The sequence below is a fragment of the Streptomyces sp. NBC_01016 genome (assembly GCF_026341035.1).
GTDB lineage: Bacteria > Actinomycetota > Actinomycetes > Streptomycetales > Streptomycetaceae > Streptomyces.
On record NZ_JAPEOQ010000001.1, the window covers coordinates 499,489 to 516,685 of the forward strand.

A 17,197-nucleotide genomic window follows, 5' to 3' on the forward strand; every position below is an offset into this window, starting at 1 on the left:
CAGGACCGTAGGGCCTTACTTCGGGCCGGAATCCGCTGGCACTTCCGGGGTGACCTGGGGTTTTCCTCGGGACTTTCGACCCATGTTCGCTTGTGAACGCATTCACAAGAAATGTGCCGGATTTCCGTGGTACCGCGGGCTGCCGTGCACGTGCGGACTGCGTGCCGAATCCCCCACGGCGCGGCCGGATCTGCTGGGGTGGGCGCATGACGTCCACCCCAGACAAGCGCTCCCCGATCCGCCGCATGGTCGAGAGGGGGCGCGACGAGGAACATCGGGCCGCTTCACCGCTGGAGCTGTTCTTCGACCTGTGCTTCGTCGTCGCCGTCGCGCAGGGCGGGGCGGAGCTGGTGCACGCGGTCGCGGAGGGCCACTCGGGCGCCGGCGTGATCGACTACGCGCGCGTCTTCTTCGCCATCTGGTGGGCGTGGATGAACTTCACCTGGTTCGCCTCGGCCTACGACAACGACGACGCGCTCTACCGCCTGATCACACTCGTCCAGATCGCGGGCGTGCTGGTGCTCGCGGCCGGGGTCTCACAGGCGTTCGCGCACGACAACTACATGGTGGTCTGGCTGGGCTACCTCATCATGCGGGTCGCCATGGCCACGCACTGGCTGCGGGCCGCAGCCTCCACCACGGGCGCCGAGCGCCGGGTGGCGCTGCGGTACGCGGGCGGGGTGCTCGCCTGCCAGGTCGGCTGGCTGGCACTGCTGTTCACGCCCACGGCGGCGCAGGGCTGGGTGTTCCTGGCGATGGCGATCCTGGAGATGTGCGTACCGGTGTACGCGGAGCGGGACCGGCAGACGTCCTGGCACCCGCACCACATCGCCGAGCGCTACGGCCTGTTCACGATCATCGTGCTCGGCGAGTCGATCGCCGCGGCGACGGTCGCGGTGAAGTCGGGCATCGAGGAGAACGACGCGCTCGGCGAGCTCCTGCCGATCGCGGCCGGCGGCCTCCTCGTCGTCTTCGCCGCCTGGTGGATCTACTTCGCGGTGCCGATCCACGACCGGCTGCGCAGCAACCGGCAGGCGTTCGTATGGGGCTACGGCCACTTCTTCATCCTCGCCTCGGCGGCGTCGATCGGCGCGGGCATCGAGGTCGCCGTCGAGCAGGCGGTGGGCGAGGCGCACATCTCCACGACCGCGGCCTCCGCCGCCGTGACGGTCCCGTCCGCGGTGTTCCTGCTGCTGGTGTGGGCGCTGCACTCGCGGTACTTCAAGGTGGGCCTCGCGCAGAAACTGGCGTTGCCGGTCAGCGCGTTGCTGGTGCTCCTGTGCACGTTCGCGGGTCACTGGGCGGTGCTCGCGGCGGGGATCGTCGCGGCGCTCACGGTGGTGGTCGGGGTGACGCTGTCCTCGCGGACGGGCGAGGCGCAGCCCGCCTGACGGGGACCGGCCACCCCGGGCGGGCGCCAACTCCCGTGGTAGGCATGGGACATGACGACACGCAACGATGCCCTCACCGATGTCCCCGGCCTGCGCGTCGGACACGCCACCCGTGTCGGGGACGGATTCCTGACCGGTACGACGGTCGTGCTCGCCCCGGAAGGCGGCGCGGTCACCGCCGTGGACGTGCGGGGTGGCGGCCCCGGCACGCGGGAGACCGACGCGCTGGACCCGCGCAATCTCGTGCAGCGGATCGAGGCGGTCGTGCTCACGGGCGGCAGCGCGTTCGGGCTCGACTCGGCGTCGGGCGTGATGGCGTGGCTGGAGGACCAGGGGCGCGGGGTCCCGGCCGGCGCCCGCCCGGGGGAGGTCGTGCCGGTGGTTCCGGCGGCGTGCGTGTTCGACCTCGGCCGGGGCGGCGACTGGCGGGCCAGGCCGGACGCGGCGTTGGGCCGCGCCGCGGTCGAGGCCGCCGCCGCGACGGAGCCCGGCTCCCCCGTCCAGGAGGGCAACATCGGCGCGGGCACCGGCACGCTCGTCGGGAAGCTGCGCGGCGGCATCGGCACCGCGTCCACGGTCCTCGAATCCGGGATCACCGTCTCCGCCCTGGTCGTCGCGAACGCCGCGGGCTCCGCCGTGGACCCGGCCACCGGGGCGCTGTACGGCGAGTTCTTCACGGGACGCGGACCGGTGACGTACCCGACGCCGGAGGCGCACGAGGCGGCGGGCAAGCGGCTGGCGGAGGCGGCCGCTGCGAACGGGGCGGGACCGCTGGACGGGGCGGGGTCGCCGGACGAGGCGGGCGGAGCCGGGCGCACCGCCGGGGCCGGCGCGTGGGGCGGTGCCACCGCGCCCACCGGCCCGCCGCCCCTCAACACCACCCTCGCCATCGTCGCCACCGACGCCGACCTCACCCGCGCCCAGGCGCAGAAGGTCGCCGGTACCGCGCACGACGGGATCGCGCGGGCCGTACGGCCTGTGCATCTGCTCAACGACGGGGACACGGTGTTCGCGCTCGCCACCGGGGAGCGCCCGCTCGACGCCGCGAACCCCCTTGCCCTCAACGAGATCCTCGCGGCGGGCGCGGACCTCGTGACGCGGGCGATCGTGCGGGCCGTGCGCACGGCGGAGTCCGTAACGGCCGGCGGCCGCACCCACCTCTCGTACAGCGACCTCTATTCGTAGAGCGACCTCTGACCTCTACTCGTAGAGCGATCTCTACGGGGGCCGGCCCGACACCGTGTAACAGAGATCCACCGCCCCGTAACAGAACTGTCCCTGTGGCTGCGTTCACAACAAACGGAGGGAACCCCTCCGGCCGTCTCGCGCTCTTCCCACACATCGGTAGAGAAGCAGCGGAACAGCAGAAACCACGAAAAGGGAGCAGACCGTGAGCAGGCAGAACATAGCCGTCGTGTGCGCGGCCATCGCCGTCGGCGCACTGACGCTCACGGCCTGCGGGGGCGACGCCACCGCCGACAACAAGAACGACGACGCCCCGAAGATCACCATCTCCGCCAAGGACGGCTCGACCGGCGCGTCGATCAACGCGACGGGCGTGAAGGTCAGCGACGGCAAGCTGACAGGCGTGAAGATGACCGAGTCGGCGAGCGGCAAGGCCGTGCCCGGCACGATCGTGAAGAACGGCGCGGCGTGGAAGCCGAAGGAGCAGCTGGAGCGCGGCACCAAGTACCGGATCTCCGCGTCCGCCAAGGACGGCAGTGGGCAGAAGGCCGCCGCCAACTCCATCTTCACGACGGTCTCCGGCGCCAACAGCTTCATCGGCACGTACACGCCGGACGACGGGTCGACGGTCGGGGCCGGGATGCCGGTCTCGTTCACGTTCGACAAGGCGATCACCAACAAGAAGGACGTGCAGTCGCACATCACGGTGACGTCCAGCGGCGGCCAGAAGGTCGTCGGCCACTGGTTCGGCGCGCAGCGCCTGGACTTCAGGCCCCAGGAGTACTGGAAGGCCGGCTCCAAGGTCACCATGAAGATCGACCTCGACGGCGTCGAGGGCGCGAACGGGGTGCACGGCGTGCAGGACAAGACGGTGACGTTCACCGTCGGCCGCTCGCAGGTCTCCACGGTCGACGCGAACACGCAGGAGATGACGGTCGTCCGCGACGGCAAGACGATCAAGACGGTCCCCGTCTCGACCGGAAGCAACGAACACCCGACGTACAACGGGCAGATGGTGATCTCGGAGAAGTTCGTGCAGACGCGCATGAACGGCGACACGGTCGGCTTCGGCGGCGAGTACGACATCGCGGACGTGCCGCACGCGATGCGCCTGTCCCAGTCCGGGACGTTCATCCACGGCAACTACTGGAGCTCACCGGGCATCTTCGGCTCGCAGGGCACCAGCCACGGCTGCGTCGGCATGCGGGACGTGAAGGGCGCGGGCGGCGACACGACCGCCAAGTGGTTCTTCGACAACTCGCTCGTCGGCGACGTCGTGGTCATGAAGAACTCGCACGACGAGACGGTCGCCCCCGACAACGGCCTCAACGGCTGGAACATGGCGTGGAGTCAGTGGACGGCGGGCAGCGCCGCCTGACCGGCCGCCACCCCACCACGAACCCACCACGAACCCTCACCGACACGGGCCGCGCGGGAACCCCCCGCGCGGCCCGTGCGTTGTCCAGGCACGTTGCTCAAATCCCGTTCCCCGTTTGTCATTTCCCGGACATGATGTCCGAGCGAAGGACTACGGTATGCACCCACGAGGTGACACGAAGCAATACTTGGGAGGTGCCTTGAGCGTTCCGCATGATTCCGAGCCCGGTGTCGGGTTCGGCACCGAGCCGGACGCGTCACCCGAAGCGCAGCTCGGGCGACTCCTCGGGCGCGCGCTCAACTCCTTCGACCTGCCCGACGAGACGCTCGAGCGGCTCGACGGCGCCCTCGCGTACGCGGGCTCCCTGCACTCGGCCCACCACAGCGGCGGCCGCCACCGCGAGACGTACCGGCACAACTGGCTGCTGATCGACGGCGGCTCGCTCACCCTCTGGGAGCTCGTGCACAACACGGGGCGGAACGGCACACCGCAGCACGAGGTCTACGTGTCCGAGGACGAGCTGCACCTGGCGACGGGACGGCTCCCGCTCCCCCACGAGGCCGAGCCGGAGTTCGACCTCCACGTCCCCATGACCCCCGTCAAGCTCCCCCCGACCCCGCCGATGCGCCGCACCTTCGGCACCGGCGACCCGGACAGCTCCGTCGACCACGCGCGCCGCCTGCTGCGCCGCGCGGAGAACCCCGACGTCACGACGCGACCGGGCCCCGGCACGGCGCGACTGCTGCGGGAAGCGTGCGCACACCAGATCACACAGGCCTTCGGCTGCCGCGTCAGCCACGGATTCGCGCTGTACGAGCACGCGTTCCTGCTGCGCGACGGCTGCGAACTCAGCCTCTGGGAGGTCGAGCACACGGCGACGCCGGACGGGCGGCACATGTGCGAGGTCTACGCGACGCAGGCCGCTGCGCGAGCGGCGATGGAGCACCGGGCGGCGTCATCCCCGCGGGCTCGGCGGTAGCACTCCGCGGGACTGTCGATGGTGGCACTCCCCGGACCACCGGCAGGACTACCGGCGGCTGAACTCCCGTACCAGTCCTGCGAAAGCGTCCTGCTCGTCGGCCGTCAGCGGCACCGACTCCAGCGCGGGCGCGCGGGACTGCGTCGGCAGCGCGCCCATCGGCAGCTGCGTCCGCGGCTGCGGCGGACCGAAAGCGACAGCGCGCGCCAGGCGGGCCAGTCCGATCACCCATGCCACGGCCGCAAGAGCGACCAGAGCCAGGCCCAGCTGCTGAAGGATCGACACGTGCTCAGGCATGCGTTCCAGTGAACACCACAGTCCGGGACTTTGGTCCCGGACCGTGACGTATCTCGCAACACCGGACAGCACCCCCGTGCTGGGCGATCAACCACCTACGCCACGTATCGCACGCTCGGGTGAACCCCCGGCGAACACGCCTATTCGCACAACAGCCCTCGTACCGTTCATGGCATCGATCACCTGGTGGGGGCGACACATGCGAGCAGCAGCGCTGGGCATCTACGTCCGGCAGTCGGACGTGGCACGCGGGCCCGACGGATCCCCGGATGGTGGGGCGGTGGCCCGCCAAGAGGCTGCGTGCCGTCGACTCGTGGTCACGCTCGGTGGTGTCGTGGTCCGTGTCTATGACGACAACGCCCGCTCCGCCTCCTTGCCCGGAGTCCCCCGCCCCGCGTTCGACGAGCTCATCGCGGATCTCGCGGCCGGAGTGATCGACGGGTTCGTCTTCGTCCACGCCGACCGGGTCGCTCGCCGCGCGTCGGACGCCGCCCGGGTGTGCGCGGTGTACGAGGAGCATCCGCAGCTGCTGGGACGTTCGGTCGAGGGCGGGGTCGACCTGGCCACGCACGAAGGACGTACGCGATTTCTGCAGCAGGTCCTCGACGGGGGCAGTGAGGCGGATGCGACGGCTCGGCGTCAGCGGTCCGCCAATCTGCACCGGGCGTTGGCGGGGCAGCCGCACATCGGGGCGACCGCCTGGGGGTGGGACAAGGAAGGCCGCTTGCAGGATCCCGCCGCATCATTGCTGCGTCGCGGCATCGAAGCCGCGGCCGAGGGTGCCTGCGTACGCGAAATCCGCGCGGACTGGCTCGATCACGGCGTGACGGGGCGCACCGGCAAGCCGGTCTCCCGAAAGACCGTGCTGCTCCGCCTCATCAACCCGCGCAACGCCGGATACCGCATCTACGCCTCGGCCGAAGAACGGCGCGCCAGTAGCCAGTTGTGGACACCCGATCTCGTGCTGCACGACGACGTCGGCCTTCCGGTCATGGGCGAATGGCAGCGCGTCGCCGCGCCCGCGACCTACTGGCCCGCGGTGCGCAGCCTGAAGGAGCAGCTCGAAGGGGCCCATGAGCGCGGCCACAGCGGTCCGCCGCCAGGTCTGTACACCCGTCTCCTGTCGGGCCGGGTTCGCTGTGCGGAATGCGGGGCGTCGATGGTCGTCTCCTCACGCACGGTGCGTACCGGCACCGCCGCCGGTACGCGGCAGCCGTTCTACCGCTGTCCCGCGATCAACGGCGGATGCGGCCGGCTGTCCCGTACCGCCGCCTCGCTGGAGAGTTACGTGGCGGATCAATTGCTCGCGCGGTTGCGGCAGGTTGCCACGGCTGCCGTCCCCTCGACCCCTGTCACGACAGATGCCGGGGCCACGTACCGTTACAGCGCTCTGGCCCGGCGCCAGGGCGAGTCGATCCGATCCGCTCAACACGCCATCGCACACTGGGGAGCGTTCGAACTGCCCGAGCAGCGTGCCCAATTGGCGGCACACGTGGACGAGGTCCGGCTGCGTCCTGCACCTCGCGGCCGCTGGTTCGACCCGGCCACGGTCGACATCCGTTGGGCGGATCGCGCGGCCCCGGCGCTCCAGGGCGTGTGACAGCACCGTGCTATTCATGGCTGGTGACGGCTTCCCGGATACCCGACAGACCCATTGACGCAGTGCTGTGCGACGTCGACAACGTGATCCGCTTCTACGACACGGCCCCACTGGCCGAGTTGGAGCGTGCCGCTGGGCTCCCCGAGGGCACGACGGCAGACGTGGCCTTCGCCCCGGAGCTGGACCTGCCGCTACTTCTGGGCAAGATCACCAAGGAGAAGTGGGTGCACTCCATCGCATCGGCACTCACCGGTCTGGTCCCCCGCGCGCAGGCCCGAGAGTTGGGGGCAGCGCTTGCAAACGCTCCGACCCGGTGCGACGACGCGGTCGTGGACATGCTGCGCCGGGTACGCAGGCGCGTGCCCCTGGTCCTGGTGACCAACGCGACCCTGGATCTGGAGCGGGACCTCGAATCCCTGGGGCTGGCGGACCTTGCCGACCACGTCGTCAACAGCGCCCGGGTGGGCGTCGCCAAGCCCGAGCGGGAGATCTATGAGATCGCGGCCGAGCGGGCCCAAGCCCCGGTCCAGCGATGCCTGTTCGTCGACGACCGGATCGAAAACGTGGAAGCGGCCGTCGCGCTCGGCATGTCCGGCGTGCACTACCTGGGGCCTGCCGGCCTCCGGACGGCGGTGGGTTCTCTGTTCGACGGCTGAATCACCGCTCTGTGCGAGCGCGCGAGAGCGGCGACCTCGACGAGAGGCCGCCGCTCTGCAAGGCATGTAGCGCCTACCGTGCGCTCATGCAGTGGGCTGAGGCTGCTTCGTGCCCGGCTCCGCCGCGGTCCCGTGAGCACCTGACGTCGGTGACGGTGCCACCGCGTCAGTCACCGAGTCCTGCGCTGCCGCGAGATCTGCCTGCTGAACCGCGGGCTTGCGCAGGGACTTGAGGAGAACGGTCAGCGCCGCTGTCACACACGTGCCCACCGCGATCGCCACCAGGTAGAGCCAGGCGTTGCCGATGAGCGGGACAACGAAGATGCCGCCGTGCGGGGCTCGAAGAGTCGCACCAAAGGTCATCGAGAGTGCGCCGGTGATACCACCGCCGACCATCGACGGAACAATGACACGGAACGGGTCGGCCGCCGCGAAGGGGATGGCCCCCTCGGTGATGAACGACGCACCGAGCACCCAGGCCGCCTTGCCGTTCTCCCGCTCAGCCTTCGTGAACAGCTTCGACCGGACCGTCGTCGCCAGTGCCATGGCCAGCGGCGGAACCATGCCCGCCGCCATCACAGCCGCCATCACCTTGAGCGAACCGTCGTTGGGGTTGGCGAGGCCGCCCACCGCAAAGGCGTACGCGACCTTGTTGAGCGGGCCGCCGAGGTCGGTGGCCATCATCACGCCGAGTACGACGCCCAGGATGATCGCGTTCGAGCCCGACAGCGAACCCAGCCAATCGGTCAGACGGGTCTGCACCCAGGCGATCGGCTGGCCCACGACAGCGAACATCAGGAAGCCGACGACCGCCGACGAGACGAGCGGAATCACCACGACCGGCATGATGCCGCGCAGCACATCGGGCACCTTGACCCGCTGGATCGCCATGACCACCGCACCGGCGATCAGACCGCCGACCAGGCCGCCGAGGAATCCGGCGTCGATCGTGACCGCGATCGAGCCCGCGACGAAACCGGGCACCAGGCCGGGCCGGTCGGCCATGCCGTAGGCGATGTATCCGGCGAGCACCGGCACCAGGAAGCCGAAGGCCGCCTGACCGGTCCAGAACATCAGGGCCGCCCAGCTGTGCATCGAGCCCCAGTTGAAGGCGTCGACGACCGACTGGACGTCGGTGTTGGCGATCTTGTAACCGCCGAGCGCAAAGGAAATCGCGATGAGCAGACCGCCCGCCGCCACGAACGGCACCATGTAACTGACGCCCGACATCAGCCACTTGCGGAGCTTTGTGCCGTAACCGTCCGTGGATTCACCGGAGTTGTCCACAGGTGTGGATGACGCGTCGGCGCGGCCCGTGGTCTCGCCGCGGGCTGCCTTCTCCCGTACCTCGGCGATGAGTTCGGCGGGGCGGTTGACGCCGGCCTTGACGCCGACGTCGACCGTGGGCTTTCCGGCGAAGCGTTCCTTCTCGCGTACGGGGACGTCGTGGGCGAAGATCACGCCGTCGGCGGCCGCGATGACGGCCGGGTCGAGGCGGGTGAAGCCGGAGGAGCCCTGCGTTTCGACGACGAGTTCGACGCCGTCGGTGTCGCGGCCGGTGTTCTCCAGGGACTCGGCCGCCATGTAGGTGTGGGCGATGCCGGTGGGGCAGGAGGTGACCGCGACGATCTTGAACGTTTCTGCCGCCGCGGGCTGCTCCGGCTCTACGGGCTCCGGAGCCGGGGACTCGGCCTCTTCTGCCGCTACGGGTTCCGGGGTCGGCTCGTCGCCGCGTATCAGCGCCGCCGCTGCCTCCGCGTCGGTCGCCGCGCGCAGTGCCGACTTGAAGTCCTCGTCCATCAGCTGGCGGGCCAGCGAGGAGAGGATCGTGAGGTGGGCGTCGTCCGCGCCCGCCGGGGCCGCGATCAGGAAGATCAGGTCGGCGGGGCCGTCCGGGGCGCCGAAGTCGATGCCCTCGGCGCTGCGGCCGAAGGCGAGCGTCGGCTCGGTGACGTGCTCGCTGCGGCAGTGCGGGATGCCGATGCCGCCGTCCAGGCCGGTCGGCATCTGGGCCTCGCGGGCCGCGACGTCGGCGAGGAAACCGTCGAGGTCGGTGACCCTGCCGAGGGTCACCATGCGTTCGGCCAGCGACCTGGCCGCCGCTTCCTTCGTTCCGGCGGACAGGTCGAGGTCGACCAGGTCCGCGGTGATCATCTCCGTCATCGCGGGCTCCTTTGCCTACGCATGGGTGGGGTGAGTGGTGGGGCGGCTGGGGTGGTTTTTCGGTGTGCGGCTGCCGTCATCGCGCGGGCTCCTTCAAGGGGCGGTCCACCGGGACCTCTGCCGTCAGTTCCACCGCGGCCGGGCGGAGGTCCCGCGGCGTCGGCATGGCGCTGCCCGGCAGCTGGACCGCCGCCGCGCCGTGGGCGACCGCCGAGGCCAGGGCCTGAGAGCCCTCGCCGCCCGCGATCAGGAAGCCGGCGAGGGAGGAGTCGCCGGCCCCGACGTTGCTGCGCACCGCGTCGACGGGGGCCGAGGCGAACCAGGCGCCGCTCGCGTCGACCAGGATCTGGCCGTCCGCGCCGAGCGAGGCGAGCACGGCGACCGCGCCCAACTCCCGTAGTTCCTCTGCCGCCTTGACCGCGTCGCCGACCGTGGCGAGCGGGCGGCCGACGGCCTCCGCGAGCTCCTCGGCGTTCGGCTTGACGACGTCCGGGCGTTCACGGAGGGCCGCGAGGAGCGCGGGGCCCGAGGTGTCGAGCGCGATGCGGGCGCCCGCGGCGTGCGCGCGGGCCACCAACTCGGCGTACCAGGAGGGCTCCAGGCCGCGCGGCAGGCTGCCGCAGCAGGCGATCCAGTCGGCGCCCGCCGACCGTTCCCCTACGACGCCCAGCAGCAACTCGGCCTCCGCTGCGGACAGTTCGGGGCCCGGAGCGTTGATCTTCGTGAGGGTTCCGTCCGCTTCCGCGAGCGCGATGTTCGAGCGGGTGTGGCCCTCGACCGGGACCGGGGCGACCTTGATGCCCTGTCCGTCGAGGAGTTCGGCGACCAGGGCGCCGGGGGCGCCGCCCAGCGGAAGGACGGCCAGCGTGGGGGCTCCGGCGGCGGCCACGGCCCGCGACACGTTGACACCCTTGCCGCCCGGGTCCATGCGCTCGCCGCTCGCGCGGACGACCTCGCCGCGGTCGAGGCCGGGGACCTCGTAGGTGCGGTCGAGGGAGGGGTTGGGGGTGACGGTGAGGATCATGCCGGGGTCGCCGCTTCCGTTGCTTGTACTGCGTGCGTACGAATGGTGCTGGTGGAGCCGGTAGAGCTGGTGGCGCCGGTGGGGCCGGTGGGGCCGGTGCTGGTTCGTGGGGTCATACGCGGAGCACCTCCGTGCCTCCCGCCTCGATCGCCGCCGCGTCCTCGGGGGCGAGGCCGGTGTCCGTGATCAGCAGGTCCACATCGGCGAGGTCGCCGAACCGGGCGAAGTGTTCCTGGCCCCACTTGCCGGAGTCGGCGAGCAGCACGACGCGGCGGGCCGCGGCGACGGTGGCCCGCTTCACGGACGCCTCTGCGAGGTCGGGCGTGGTGAGTCCGGCCTCGGCGGAGAAGCCGTTGGCCGCGAGGAAGAGGACGTCCGCGCGGATCTCCCCGTACGCGCGCAGCGACCAGGCGTCGACGGCGGCGCGGGTGCGGTGCCGGATGCGGCCGCCGACGAGGTGGAGCTGGATGCCGGGGTGGTCGGCGAGCCGGGCCGCGGTGGGCAACGAGTGGGTGACCACGGTCAGTTCGGACTCCAGCGGCAGCGCGGTCGCGAGCCGGGACACCGTCGATCCGGCGTCGAGGATCACGCTGCCCTCGGCCGGCAGCTCGGCGAGCGCGGCGTGGGCGATGCGGTCCTTCTCGTCGGCCGCGGTGCCCTCGCGCTCGGCGAGGTCGGGCTCGAAGTCGAGGCGACCGGCCGGGATGGCGCCGCCGTGCACGCGCCGGACGAGGCCCGCGCGGTCGAGGGACTTCAGGTCGCGCCGGATGGTCTCGGCGGTGACCTGGAACTCCTCGGCCAGCGACAGCACGTCGACCCGTCCGCCGTCGCGGGCGAGGCGGAGGATCTCCTGCTGGCGCTCGGGTGCGTACATGTCCGTTTACCTGTGTCCTTCGTCTGCGAGCGTGCCCGAATCTGTTGCTCTGATGTGAGGCTACGGCCGCATTTCCAGAAAGTAAACAGGTTCGGGCATTCGACAGACACAAACGGGCATCCGTTGCGACGTACACACACCACAGGGCCCGGCCCTCCAGCGAGGAGGACCGGGCCCTGTGCGGACCACGGCGACTGCGGCGACTACTGCCCCATCACGTACTTCATCGTCGGACCCGTGGTCCAGCCGCCGTCCACGGCCAGCTCCGCGCCCGTCATGTACGAGGAGTCGTCCGACAGCAGGAACACCACCGCTTTCGCGATCTCACCGGCCTCGCCGACGCGGCCCATCGGGGTGTTCGGGTAGTTCCCCTCGCCCTGCTGGATGCCGACCTGCGCGGTCATCGGGGTGTACGTCATGCCGGGGTGCACGGAGTTCACGCGGATCCGCGCGGTGCCCTGCTCGACCGCCGCGATCTTGGTGAGCCCGCGCACGCCCCACTTCGAGGCGCCGTACGAGGAGGTGAGCGCGAGGCCCATCAGGCCCGCCGCGGAGGAGATGTTGACGATCGAGCCACCGCCCGCCTCCTTCATCGCGGGGACGACGGTCTTCATGCCCGCGAAGACGCCGACGAGATTGACGTCGAGGACCTGGCGGAAGCGCTCCACGCTCTCCGTCTCGAAGGGCATGCCGGTGGAGATCCCGGCGTTGTTGACCAGGCCGTCGACTCCGCCGAACTCGGTGGTGGCGTAGGCGAGCGCGGCCTGCCACTCGTCCTCCGACGTCACGTCGAGGTGGGTGTAGCGGGCCTTGGCGCCGAGCTCGGTGGCGAGGGCCTTGCCTTCGTCGTCCAGTACGTCGCCGATGACGATGTCGGCGCCGGCGGTGATGGCGAGGCGGGCGACGTCGGCGCCTATGCCGCGGGCTCCGCCGGTGACCAGGATCGTCTTGCCGGTGAGGTTGTTCATTTCGGCTCCCTTTGGATTACGTCCCCGTTCGGATTACGCCCCCCGGGGTTGACGACTCGGGGCTCCGCCCCGGACCCCGCGCCTCAATCGCCGGCGGGGCTTGAATTGCCGGTGGCGCTCGATGTGCCAGCAGGGCTTGAGGTGTCGGAGGCACTTGATGTGCCGACGGGGCTTGAGGGGTTGGAGGCGCTCGATGTGGCGGCGACGCTTGACGTGGCGGCCAGGCCCGACCGGGTCAGGCACTCCAGTGCCAGTGCTGCCGGGCCGGACGGACCCGTGGTCGGGGCCTCCGACCCCGCCCACGTCTCCACCGCCACCCGCACCGCCGTGGTCGCCATGCCCGCGAGCAGGCGCAGCGGCAGGTCGGGGTCGGGCCCCGCGCCCGTGCGTTCCACGAGGATCGTGAGGAGGGTCGACTCCGAGACCCGGCACGTGTCGCTCCAGACGGCCCGCAGCGCCGGGCTCTCCCCGGTGAGGCGGAGCAGGGCGCGGACCCAGCCGAGGGACGCCGCACTCGCCGGGTCGTCCCCGGCGAGTGCGCGCTCGACGGCGTGCCGCAGCGCGGCGGGGACCGGCAGGTCGGCGGGTGCCTCGCGGACCGCCTCCGCCCACCGGTGGGCCCCGGCGTCGAGGAGCGGTGCGACCGACTCCTCCTTGGTCGCGAAGTAGCGGTAGAAGGTGCGCGGCGCGACGCCCGCCGCCCGCGCGATGTCCTCGGCGCGCGTGGCCCGCAGGCCGTCCCGCGTGAACAGCTCGGCCGCGGCGCGGGCGATGTCCAGGCGCGTGGCGGCCTTGCGCCGCTCCGTCAGCGACAGGCTCGAGGTCGCAGTCGGAGTCGGAGTCGGGGGCGTCATCGCACTACCTGCCATGCGGACATGCTATGTCGCTGTGGCACAATCTGCCACTTCCAAACAATGACCATGCCAAGTGGATCGACCAACCCCACGTGAGTGAGGCGAGAGCAGTGCGGCGGCGGCACTTTCTGAGGACGACGGGCCTGGCCGGAGCAGGGGCGGGCACCCTGGCCGCCCTGACCGGCTGCGGTTCGGGCGACGGGAGCGACGGCGCCGACGGCGGCAAGGTCACGCTCGACCTCCTCGTGGCCAGCTACGACAAGAGCGTCGGCGCCTCCATCGGCGACCAATGGGACGACGTCGTACGGGCCTTCGAGAAGAAGCACCCGGACATCCACGTCGAGGTGGAGCGCGTCCCGTTCCTGAAGATCGACGCGGTCCTCGCCCGCCGCGTCAAGGACGGCCGCGCCCCCGACATCGCGCAGGGCCACCTCTTCGCCCCGTACGCCGAGGACCGCCTGCTGTACCCGGCGGAGCGGCTCTTCGACGTGCCCACGCAGGCGAACTTCGTCCGCTCCTTCGCCGACGCGGGCCGGGTCGACTCCGTGCAGTACGGCATCCCGATCCTCGCCAGCACCCCGCGCCTCTTCTACAACACGGGCCTCTTCGCGCGGGCCGGCCTCGCGGGCCCGCCCCGTTCCTGGGCCGAACTCCGCGCCGCCGCAAAGGCGTTGAAGGCCATCGGGGTCCCCACCCCGTACGCCCTGCAGTTCGGCCCCGAGGCCGCGGAGGACGAACTCCTCGCGTGGCTGCTCTCGGGCGGCGGCGGTTACGCGGATCTCGGCGGGTACGACTTCGGCTCCGCCGAGAACAAGGCGACGCTGACCTGGCTGCGCGACGAACTGGTCGGGCCCGGCCTCGCGGGCGCCGCCCCGGGCAGGCTCACCAGGACGCAGGCGTACGCCCAGTTCCTCCGTGGGAGGGCCGGCATGCTCATCGCGCACCCGGTGCTGCTCGGCGCCGCGGACAAGGCCCGACTGCCGTACGCGCACGCCCCGTTCCCGCTCAAGGAGGGGAACGAGGCGGCGCCCCCGGTGGGGCTCAACGACTGGATGATGGCGTTCAGGAGCGGCGGCCATGTGGAGGAGGCCGGGAAGTTCCTGACGTTCCTGTTCGGCACCGGCTCCGCGAAGACGTACGGCGGCGCGCAGGCCACGCTGCCGGTGACCGTGACGGCCTCCGACAAGCTGCGGGCCGACCGTTCGCAGCGGAAGCTGTGGAAGTTCGTCGACCAGATGCCGGACGCGGAGTTCCACCCGGTGGGCCTGCGCTCCTGGCCCAAGGTCCGCTCCGCGGTCCGCGAGCGGATCGGCGGGGCGGTGGCCCCGGGCGGCAGCCCGGCACAGGTCCTGGAGGCCTTGGACCGAATAAGCCCCTCCGGCGATTGAGGAGCGGGGTCCGGGGCAGAGCCCCGCGACGTCACACCAACTCCCGCTCCGGCTCCACCGCACCGTCCCCCACGCCCCCCGAAACAACCTCACCGCCTTCGGGAGGGATCGGCGGTTTCTACGGTTTCTACGGTTGAGGTCATGGGAGAAAAGTTGGAAGTCATCTAGGCCAGATCGTGTCCTAGATGCGCGCCATTCTGGAACCATGGAGAACATGACGCCGTCACCGACGGACACCCCGGCCCGGCTCCTCTCGCTCCTGTCCCTGCTCCAGACGCCGCGCGAGTGGCCCGGCGGCGAGCTCGCCGACCGGCTCGGCGTCTCCCGGCGCACCGTGCGCCGCGACATCGACCGGCTGCGCGACCTCGGCTATCCCGTGCAGGCCACGCTCGGCGCGGACGGCGGCTACCGGCTCGTCGCGGGCAAGGCGCTGCCGCCGCTCGTGCTCGACGACGAGGAGGCGGTGGCGATCGCGGTGGGCCTGCGGGCCGGGGCAGGACACGCGGTCGAAGGCGTCGAGGAGGCCTCGGTACGGGCCCTCACCAAACTCGAACAGGTGCTGCCCTCGCGGCTGCGGCACCGGGTGGCCACGCTCCAGACGGCCACCATCCCCCTGACCTCGGGAGACGGCGCGACGATCGCGCCCGAGACGCTCACCGTGATCGCCTCGGCGGCCGCGGGCAGCGAACGTCTGCGCTTCGGTTACCGGGCGCGCGACACCGCGGAATCGCGCCGCTTGGTGGAGCCGCACCGGCTGGTGTCGACGGGCCGCCGCTGGTATCTCGTCGCGTACGACATCGACCGCGAGGACTGGCGCACCTTCCGCGTCGACCGCATCGCGGACCCGTTCGCCACGGGCGCGCGGTTCGCTCCGCGGGAGGTGCCGGAGGGGGACGCGGCGGAGTACGTACGCCGCTCGGTGTCCTCGTGGGGCGCAGGCGCCGCCTATGAACTGGACGTGGAGTTCGACGCCCCCGCGGAGGCGGTCGCGGAGCGCATCCCGGCGGCTGTCGGCGTCCCGGAAGCCCTCCCGGACGACCGCTGCCGCCTACGAACGACCTCGACGGACCCACTCCACTGGACGGCGATCCGCCTGGCGATGACGGGCTACGACTTCAGGGTCCGGGGCCCGGAGGAACTGACAACAGCGGTAAGCGAGTTGGCCGCGCGGCTGACGCAATCGACCAACTTAAGCCCCGCCGGCGATTGAGGCGCGGGGCCCGGGGCAGAGCCCCGAGACCGCAACACCGCTACGGCGCAACAAAAACCGGGTCACGCCGCCGCGTCGAACCCCGTGTCGCGCGCCAACTTCTTCAGCTCAAGAAGCGCATGCTTCTCGATCTGCCGAATCCGCTCACGCGTAAGACCGTGCTCCTTGCCGACCTCCGTGAGCGTCCGCTCGCGCCCGTCCTCGATCCCGTACCGCATCTTGATGATGGAGGCGGTGCGCTGGTCGAGCCGGCCGATGAGGTCGTCCAGCTCCTCGCTGCGCAGCAGCGTGAGCACGGACTGCTCGGGCGACACGGCCGACGTGTCCTCGAGCAGGTCGCCGAACTGGGTCTCGCCCTGGTCGTCCACCGACATGTTCAGCGAGACCGGGTCGCGGGCCCAGTCCAGGACGTCGACGACGCGCTCCGGCTTCGCGCCGAGCTCGGCGGCGATCTCCGTGGGCTCCGGCTCCCGGCCGTGCTCGCGGTTGAACTCGCGCTGCACGCGGCGGATCCGGCCCAGCTCCTCGACCAGGTGGACGGGGAGGCGGATGGTGCGGGACTGGTCGGCGATCGAGCGCGTGATGGCCTGACGGATCCACCACGTCGCGTACGTGGAGAACTTGAAGCCCTTGCGGTAGTCGAACTTCTCGACCGCGCGCACCAGGCCCGCGTTCCCCTCCTGGATCAGGTCGAGCAGGGGCAGGCCGGACCGCGGGTAGCGGCGGGCGACCGCCACGACAAGCCGCAGGTTCGACTTGATGAAGATGTCCTTCGCGTTCTCCGACGCCGCGACCAGAGCTTCCAGCTCCTCGCGGGACGCCTGGTCGGCAGCCTTGCTGTCGGAGACCGTGCCGTCGAGGATCTGCTGGGCGTAGACGCCCGCCTCGATGGTCTGGGACAGCTCGACTTCCTTGGCGGCGTCGAGCAGCGGTGTGCGCGCTATCTCGTCGAGGTACATGCCGACCAGGTCGCGGTCGGCGATCTCCCCGCCTACGGCGCGAACACTGCGTGCCGCGTCAGTCTCGCCGGACGCGGCGGACTTACGACGGGCTACGGCACGGGTTGCCATGCGTGCTCCCTTGCGGTGGTAGGTCGGCTGTACGCCCCCTGGGGGGCCTTACGGGTGCCCTGCATCCGATGGAATCAACGACTGGAATCCGGACAGAATTCCCAAGCCGCCCATCTTTTTTCTGATCATGCAGTACCCTGTCGCGCCACAACGCGCGAAG

Annotated in this window: 15 protein-coding genes; 8 read left to right on the forward strand and 7 right to left on the reverse strand. The window is 70.9% G+C overall.

Annotated elements, in window-relative coordinates; translation table 11 throughout:
* The first annotated feature begins 206 nt into the window (after window positions 1-206).
* The 4 genes from OG746_RS02390 (at window position 207) to OG746_RS02405 (ending at window position 4,933) form a co-directional block, all read left to right on the forward strand.
* Window positions 207-1,391: a low temperature requirement protein A gene (locus tag OG746_RS02390; protein ID WP_266711163.1), complete on the forward strand. Its 1,185-nt coding sequence runs from the start codon at window positions 207-209 to the stop codon at window positions 1,389-1,391.
* A 51-nt stretch (window positions 1,392-1,442) separates the two neighbouring features.
* The gene (locus OG746_RS02395; protein ID WP_266711165.1) at window positions 1,443-2,576 is read left to right on the forward strand and encodes a P1 family peptidase; all 1,134 of its coding nucleotides are present in this window, start codon (window positions 1,443-1,445) and stop codon (window positions 2,574-2,576) included.
* 205 nt (window positions 2,577-2,781) lie between these two features.
* Window positions 2,782-3,954 carry a L,D-transpeptidase gene (locus OG746_RS02400; protein ID WP_266711167.1) on the forward strand — a complete coding sequence of 391 codons (1,173 nt, stop codon included), beginning with the start codon at window positions 2,782-2,784 and terminating at the stop codon, window positions 3,952-3,954.
* A gap of 199 nt (window positions 3,955-4,153) precedes the next feature.
* Window positions 4,154-4,933, forward strand: coding sequence for a DUF6227 family protein (locus OG746_RS02405; RefSeq protein ID WP_266711169.1), 780 nt, complete (start codon window positions 4,154-4,156; stop codon window positions 4,931-4,933).
* A 48-nt stretch (window positions 4,934-4,981) separates the two neighbouring features.
* Here OG746_RS02405 and OG746_RS02410 read toward each other — a convergent pair whose 3' ends face one another.
* Window positions 4,982-5,230: a hypothetical protein gene (locus OG746_RS02410; RefSeq protein WP_266711171.1), complete on the reverse strand. Its 249-nt coding sequence runs from the start codon at window positions 5,228-5,230 to the stop codon at window positions 4,982-4,984.
* 199 nt (window positions 5,231-5,429) lie between these two features.
* On the opposite strand from OG746_RS02410, the gene OG746_RS02415 reads away from it, so the two are divergent.
* Both OG746_RS02415 and OG746_RS02420 read left to right on the forward strand, forming a co-directional pair.
* The gene (locus tag OG746_RS02415) at window positions 5,430-6,830 is read left to right on the forward strand and encodes a recombinase family protein (RefSeq protein ID WP_266711172.1); all 1,401 of its coding nucleotides are present in this window, start codon (window positions 5,430-5,432) and stop codon (window positions 6,828-6,830) included.
* A 23-nt stretch (window positions 6,831-6,853) separates the two neighbouring features.
* On the forward strand, window positions 6,854-7,486 hold the full coding sequence (locus OG746_RS02420; protein ID WP_266711174.1) for an HAD-IA family hydrolase: 633 nt from the start codon (window positions 6,854-6,856) through the stop codon (window positions 7,484-7,486).
* 84 nt (window positions 7,487-7,570) lie between these two features.
* Here OG746_RS02420 and OG746_RS02425 read toward each other — a convergent pair whose 3' ends face one another.
* The 5 genes from OG746_RS02425 to OG746_RS02445 all read right to left on the reverse strand — a co-directional run bounded on the left by OG746_RS02425 (window position 7,571) and on the right by OG746_RS02445 (window position 13,384).
* Window positions 7,571-9,649, reverse strand: a complete 2,079-nt coding sequence (locus OG746_RS02425) for a PTS fructose transporter subunit IIABC (RefSeq protein WP_266711176.1) — start codon at window positions 9,647-9,649, stop codon at window positions 7,571-7,573.
* Window positions 9,650-9,725: 76 nt separating this feature from the next.
* Entirely contained in the window at window positions 9,726-10,673 is a 948-nt protein-coding gene (gene pfkB / locus OG746_RS02430; protein WP_266711178.1) for a 1-phosphofructokinase, read from the reverse strand.
* A gap of 112 nt (window positions 10,674-10,785) precedes the next feature.
* Complete coding sequence (locus OG746_RS02435) at window positions 10,786-11,547, reverse strand: DeoR/GlpR family DNA-binding transcription regulator (RefSeq protein ID WP_266711180.1); 762 nt, start codon at window positions 11,545-11,547, stop codon at window positions 10,786-10,788.
* 203 nt (window positions 11,548-11,750) lie between these two features.
* Window positions 11,751-12,515 carry a glucose 1-dehydrogenase gene (locus OG746_RS02440; protein WP_266711182.1) on the reverse strand — a complete coding sequence of 255 codons (765 nt, stop codon included), beginning with the start codon at window positions 12,513-12,515 and terminating at the stop codon, window positions 11,751-11,753.
* Window positions 12,516-12,598: 83 nt separating this feature from the next.
* Window positions 12,599-13,384: a TetR/AcrR family transcriptional regulator gene (locus tag OG746_RS02445; protein ID WP_266711184.1), complete on the reverse strand. Its 786-nt coding sequence runs from the start codon at window positions 13,382-13,384 to the stop codon at window positions 12,599-12,601.
* A 77-nt stretch (window positions 13,385-13,461) separates the two neighbouring features.
* On the opposite strand from OG746_RS02445, the gene OG746_RS02450 reads away from it, so the two are divergent.
* Window positions 13,462-14,757, forward strand: coding sequence for an extracellular solute-binding protein (locus OG746_RS02450; RefSeq protein WP_266711185.1), 1,296 nt, complete (start codon window positions 13,462-13,464; stop codon window positions 14,755-14,757).
* Between the two features lie 214 nt (window positions 14,758-14,971).
* Window positions 14,972-15,967, forward strand: a complete 996-nt coding sequence (locus OG746_RS02455) for a helix-turn-helix transcriptional regulator (protein WP_524540453.1) — start codon at window positions 14,972-14,974, stop codon at window positions 15,965-15,967.
* Window positions 15,968-16,029: 62 nt separating this feature from the next.
* Here the strand turns inward: OG746_RS02455 and OG746_RS02460 are convergent, their stop codons facing one another.
* On the reverse strand, window positions 16,030-17,037 hold the full coding sequence (locus OG746_RS02460; protein ID WP_266711189.1) for a sigma-70 family RNA polymerase sigma factor: 1,008 nt from the start codon (window positions 17,035-17,037) through the stop codon (window positions 16,030-16,032).
* Between the last annotated feature and the right edge of the window lie 160 nt (window positions 17,038-17,197).

Excerpts from the sequence above, each read along its gene's own strand:
- OG746_RS02455 (WP_524540453.1), top strand. The coding sequence starts at position 14,972 with ATGACGCCGTCACCGACGGACACCCCGGCCCGGCTCCTCTCGCTCCTG.
- OG746_RS02435 (WP_266711180.1), bottom strand. The coding sequence starts at position 11,547 with ATGTACGCACCCGAGCGCCAGCAGGAGATCCTCCGCCTCGCCCGCGAC.
- OG746_RS02440 (WP_266711182.1), bottom strand. The coding sequence starts at position 12,515 with ATGAACAACCTCACCGGCAAGACGATCCTGGTCACCGGCGGAGCCCGC.
- OG746_RS02445 (WP_266711184.1), bottom strand. The coding sequence starts at position 13,384 with ATGGCAGGTAGTGCGATGACGCCCCCGACTCCGACTCCGACTGCGACC.
- OG746_RS02460 (WP_266711189.1), bottom strand. The coding sequence starts at position 17,037 with ATGGCAACCCGTGCCGTAGCCCGTCGTAAGTCCGCCGCGTCCGGCGAG.
- pfkB (WP_266711178.1), bottom strand. The coding sequence starts at position 10,673 with ATGATCCTCACCGTCACCCCCAACCCCTCCCTCGACCGCACCTACGAG.
- OG746_RS02415 (WP_266711172.1), top strand. The coding sequence starts at position 5,430 with ATGCGAGCAGCAGCGCTGGGCATCTACGTCCGGCAGTCGGACGTGGCA.
- OG746_RS02390 (WP_266711163.1), top strand. The coding sequence starts at position 207 with ATGACGTCCACCCCAGACAAGCGCTCCCCGATCCGCCGCATGGTCGAG.
- OG746_RS02395 (WP_266711165.1), top strand. The coding sequence starts at position 1,443 with ATGACGACACGCAACGATGCCCTCACCGATGTCCCCGGCCTGCGCGTC.
- OG746_RS02410 (WP_266711171.1), bottom strand. The coding sequence starts at position 5,230 with ATGCCTGAGCACGTGTCGATCCTTCAGCAGCTGGGCCTGGCTCTGGTC.
- OG746_RS02425 (WP_266711176.1), bottom strand. The coding sequence starts at position 9,649 with ATGACGGAGATGATCACCGCGGACCTGGTCGACCTCGACCTGTCCGCC.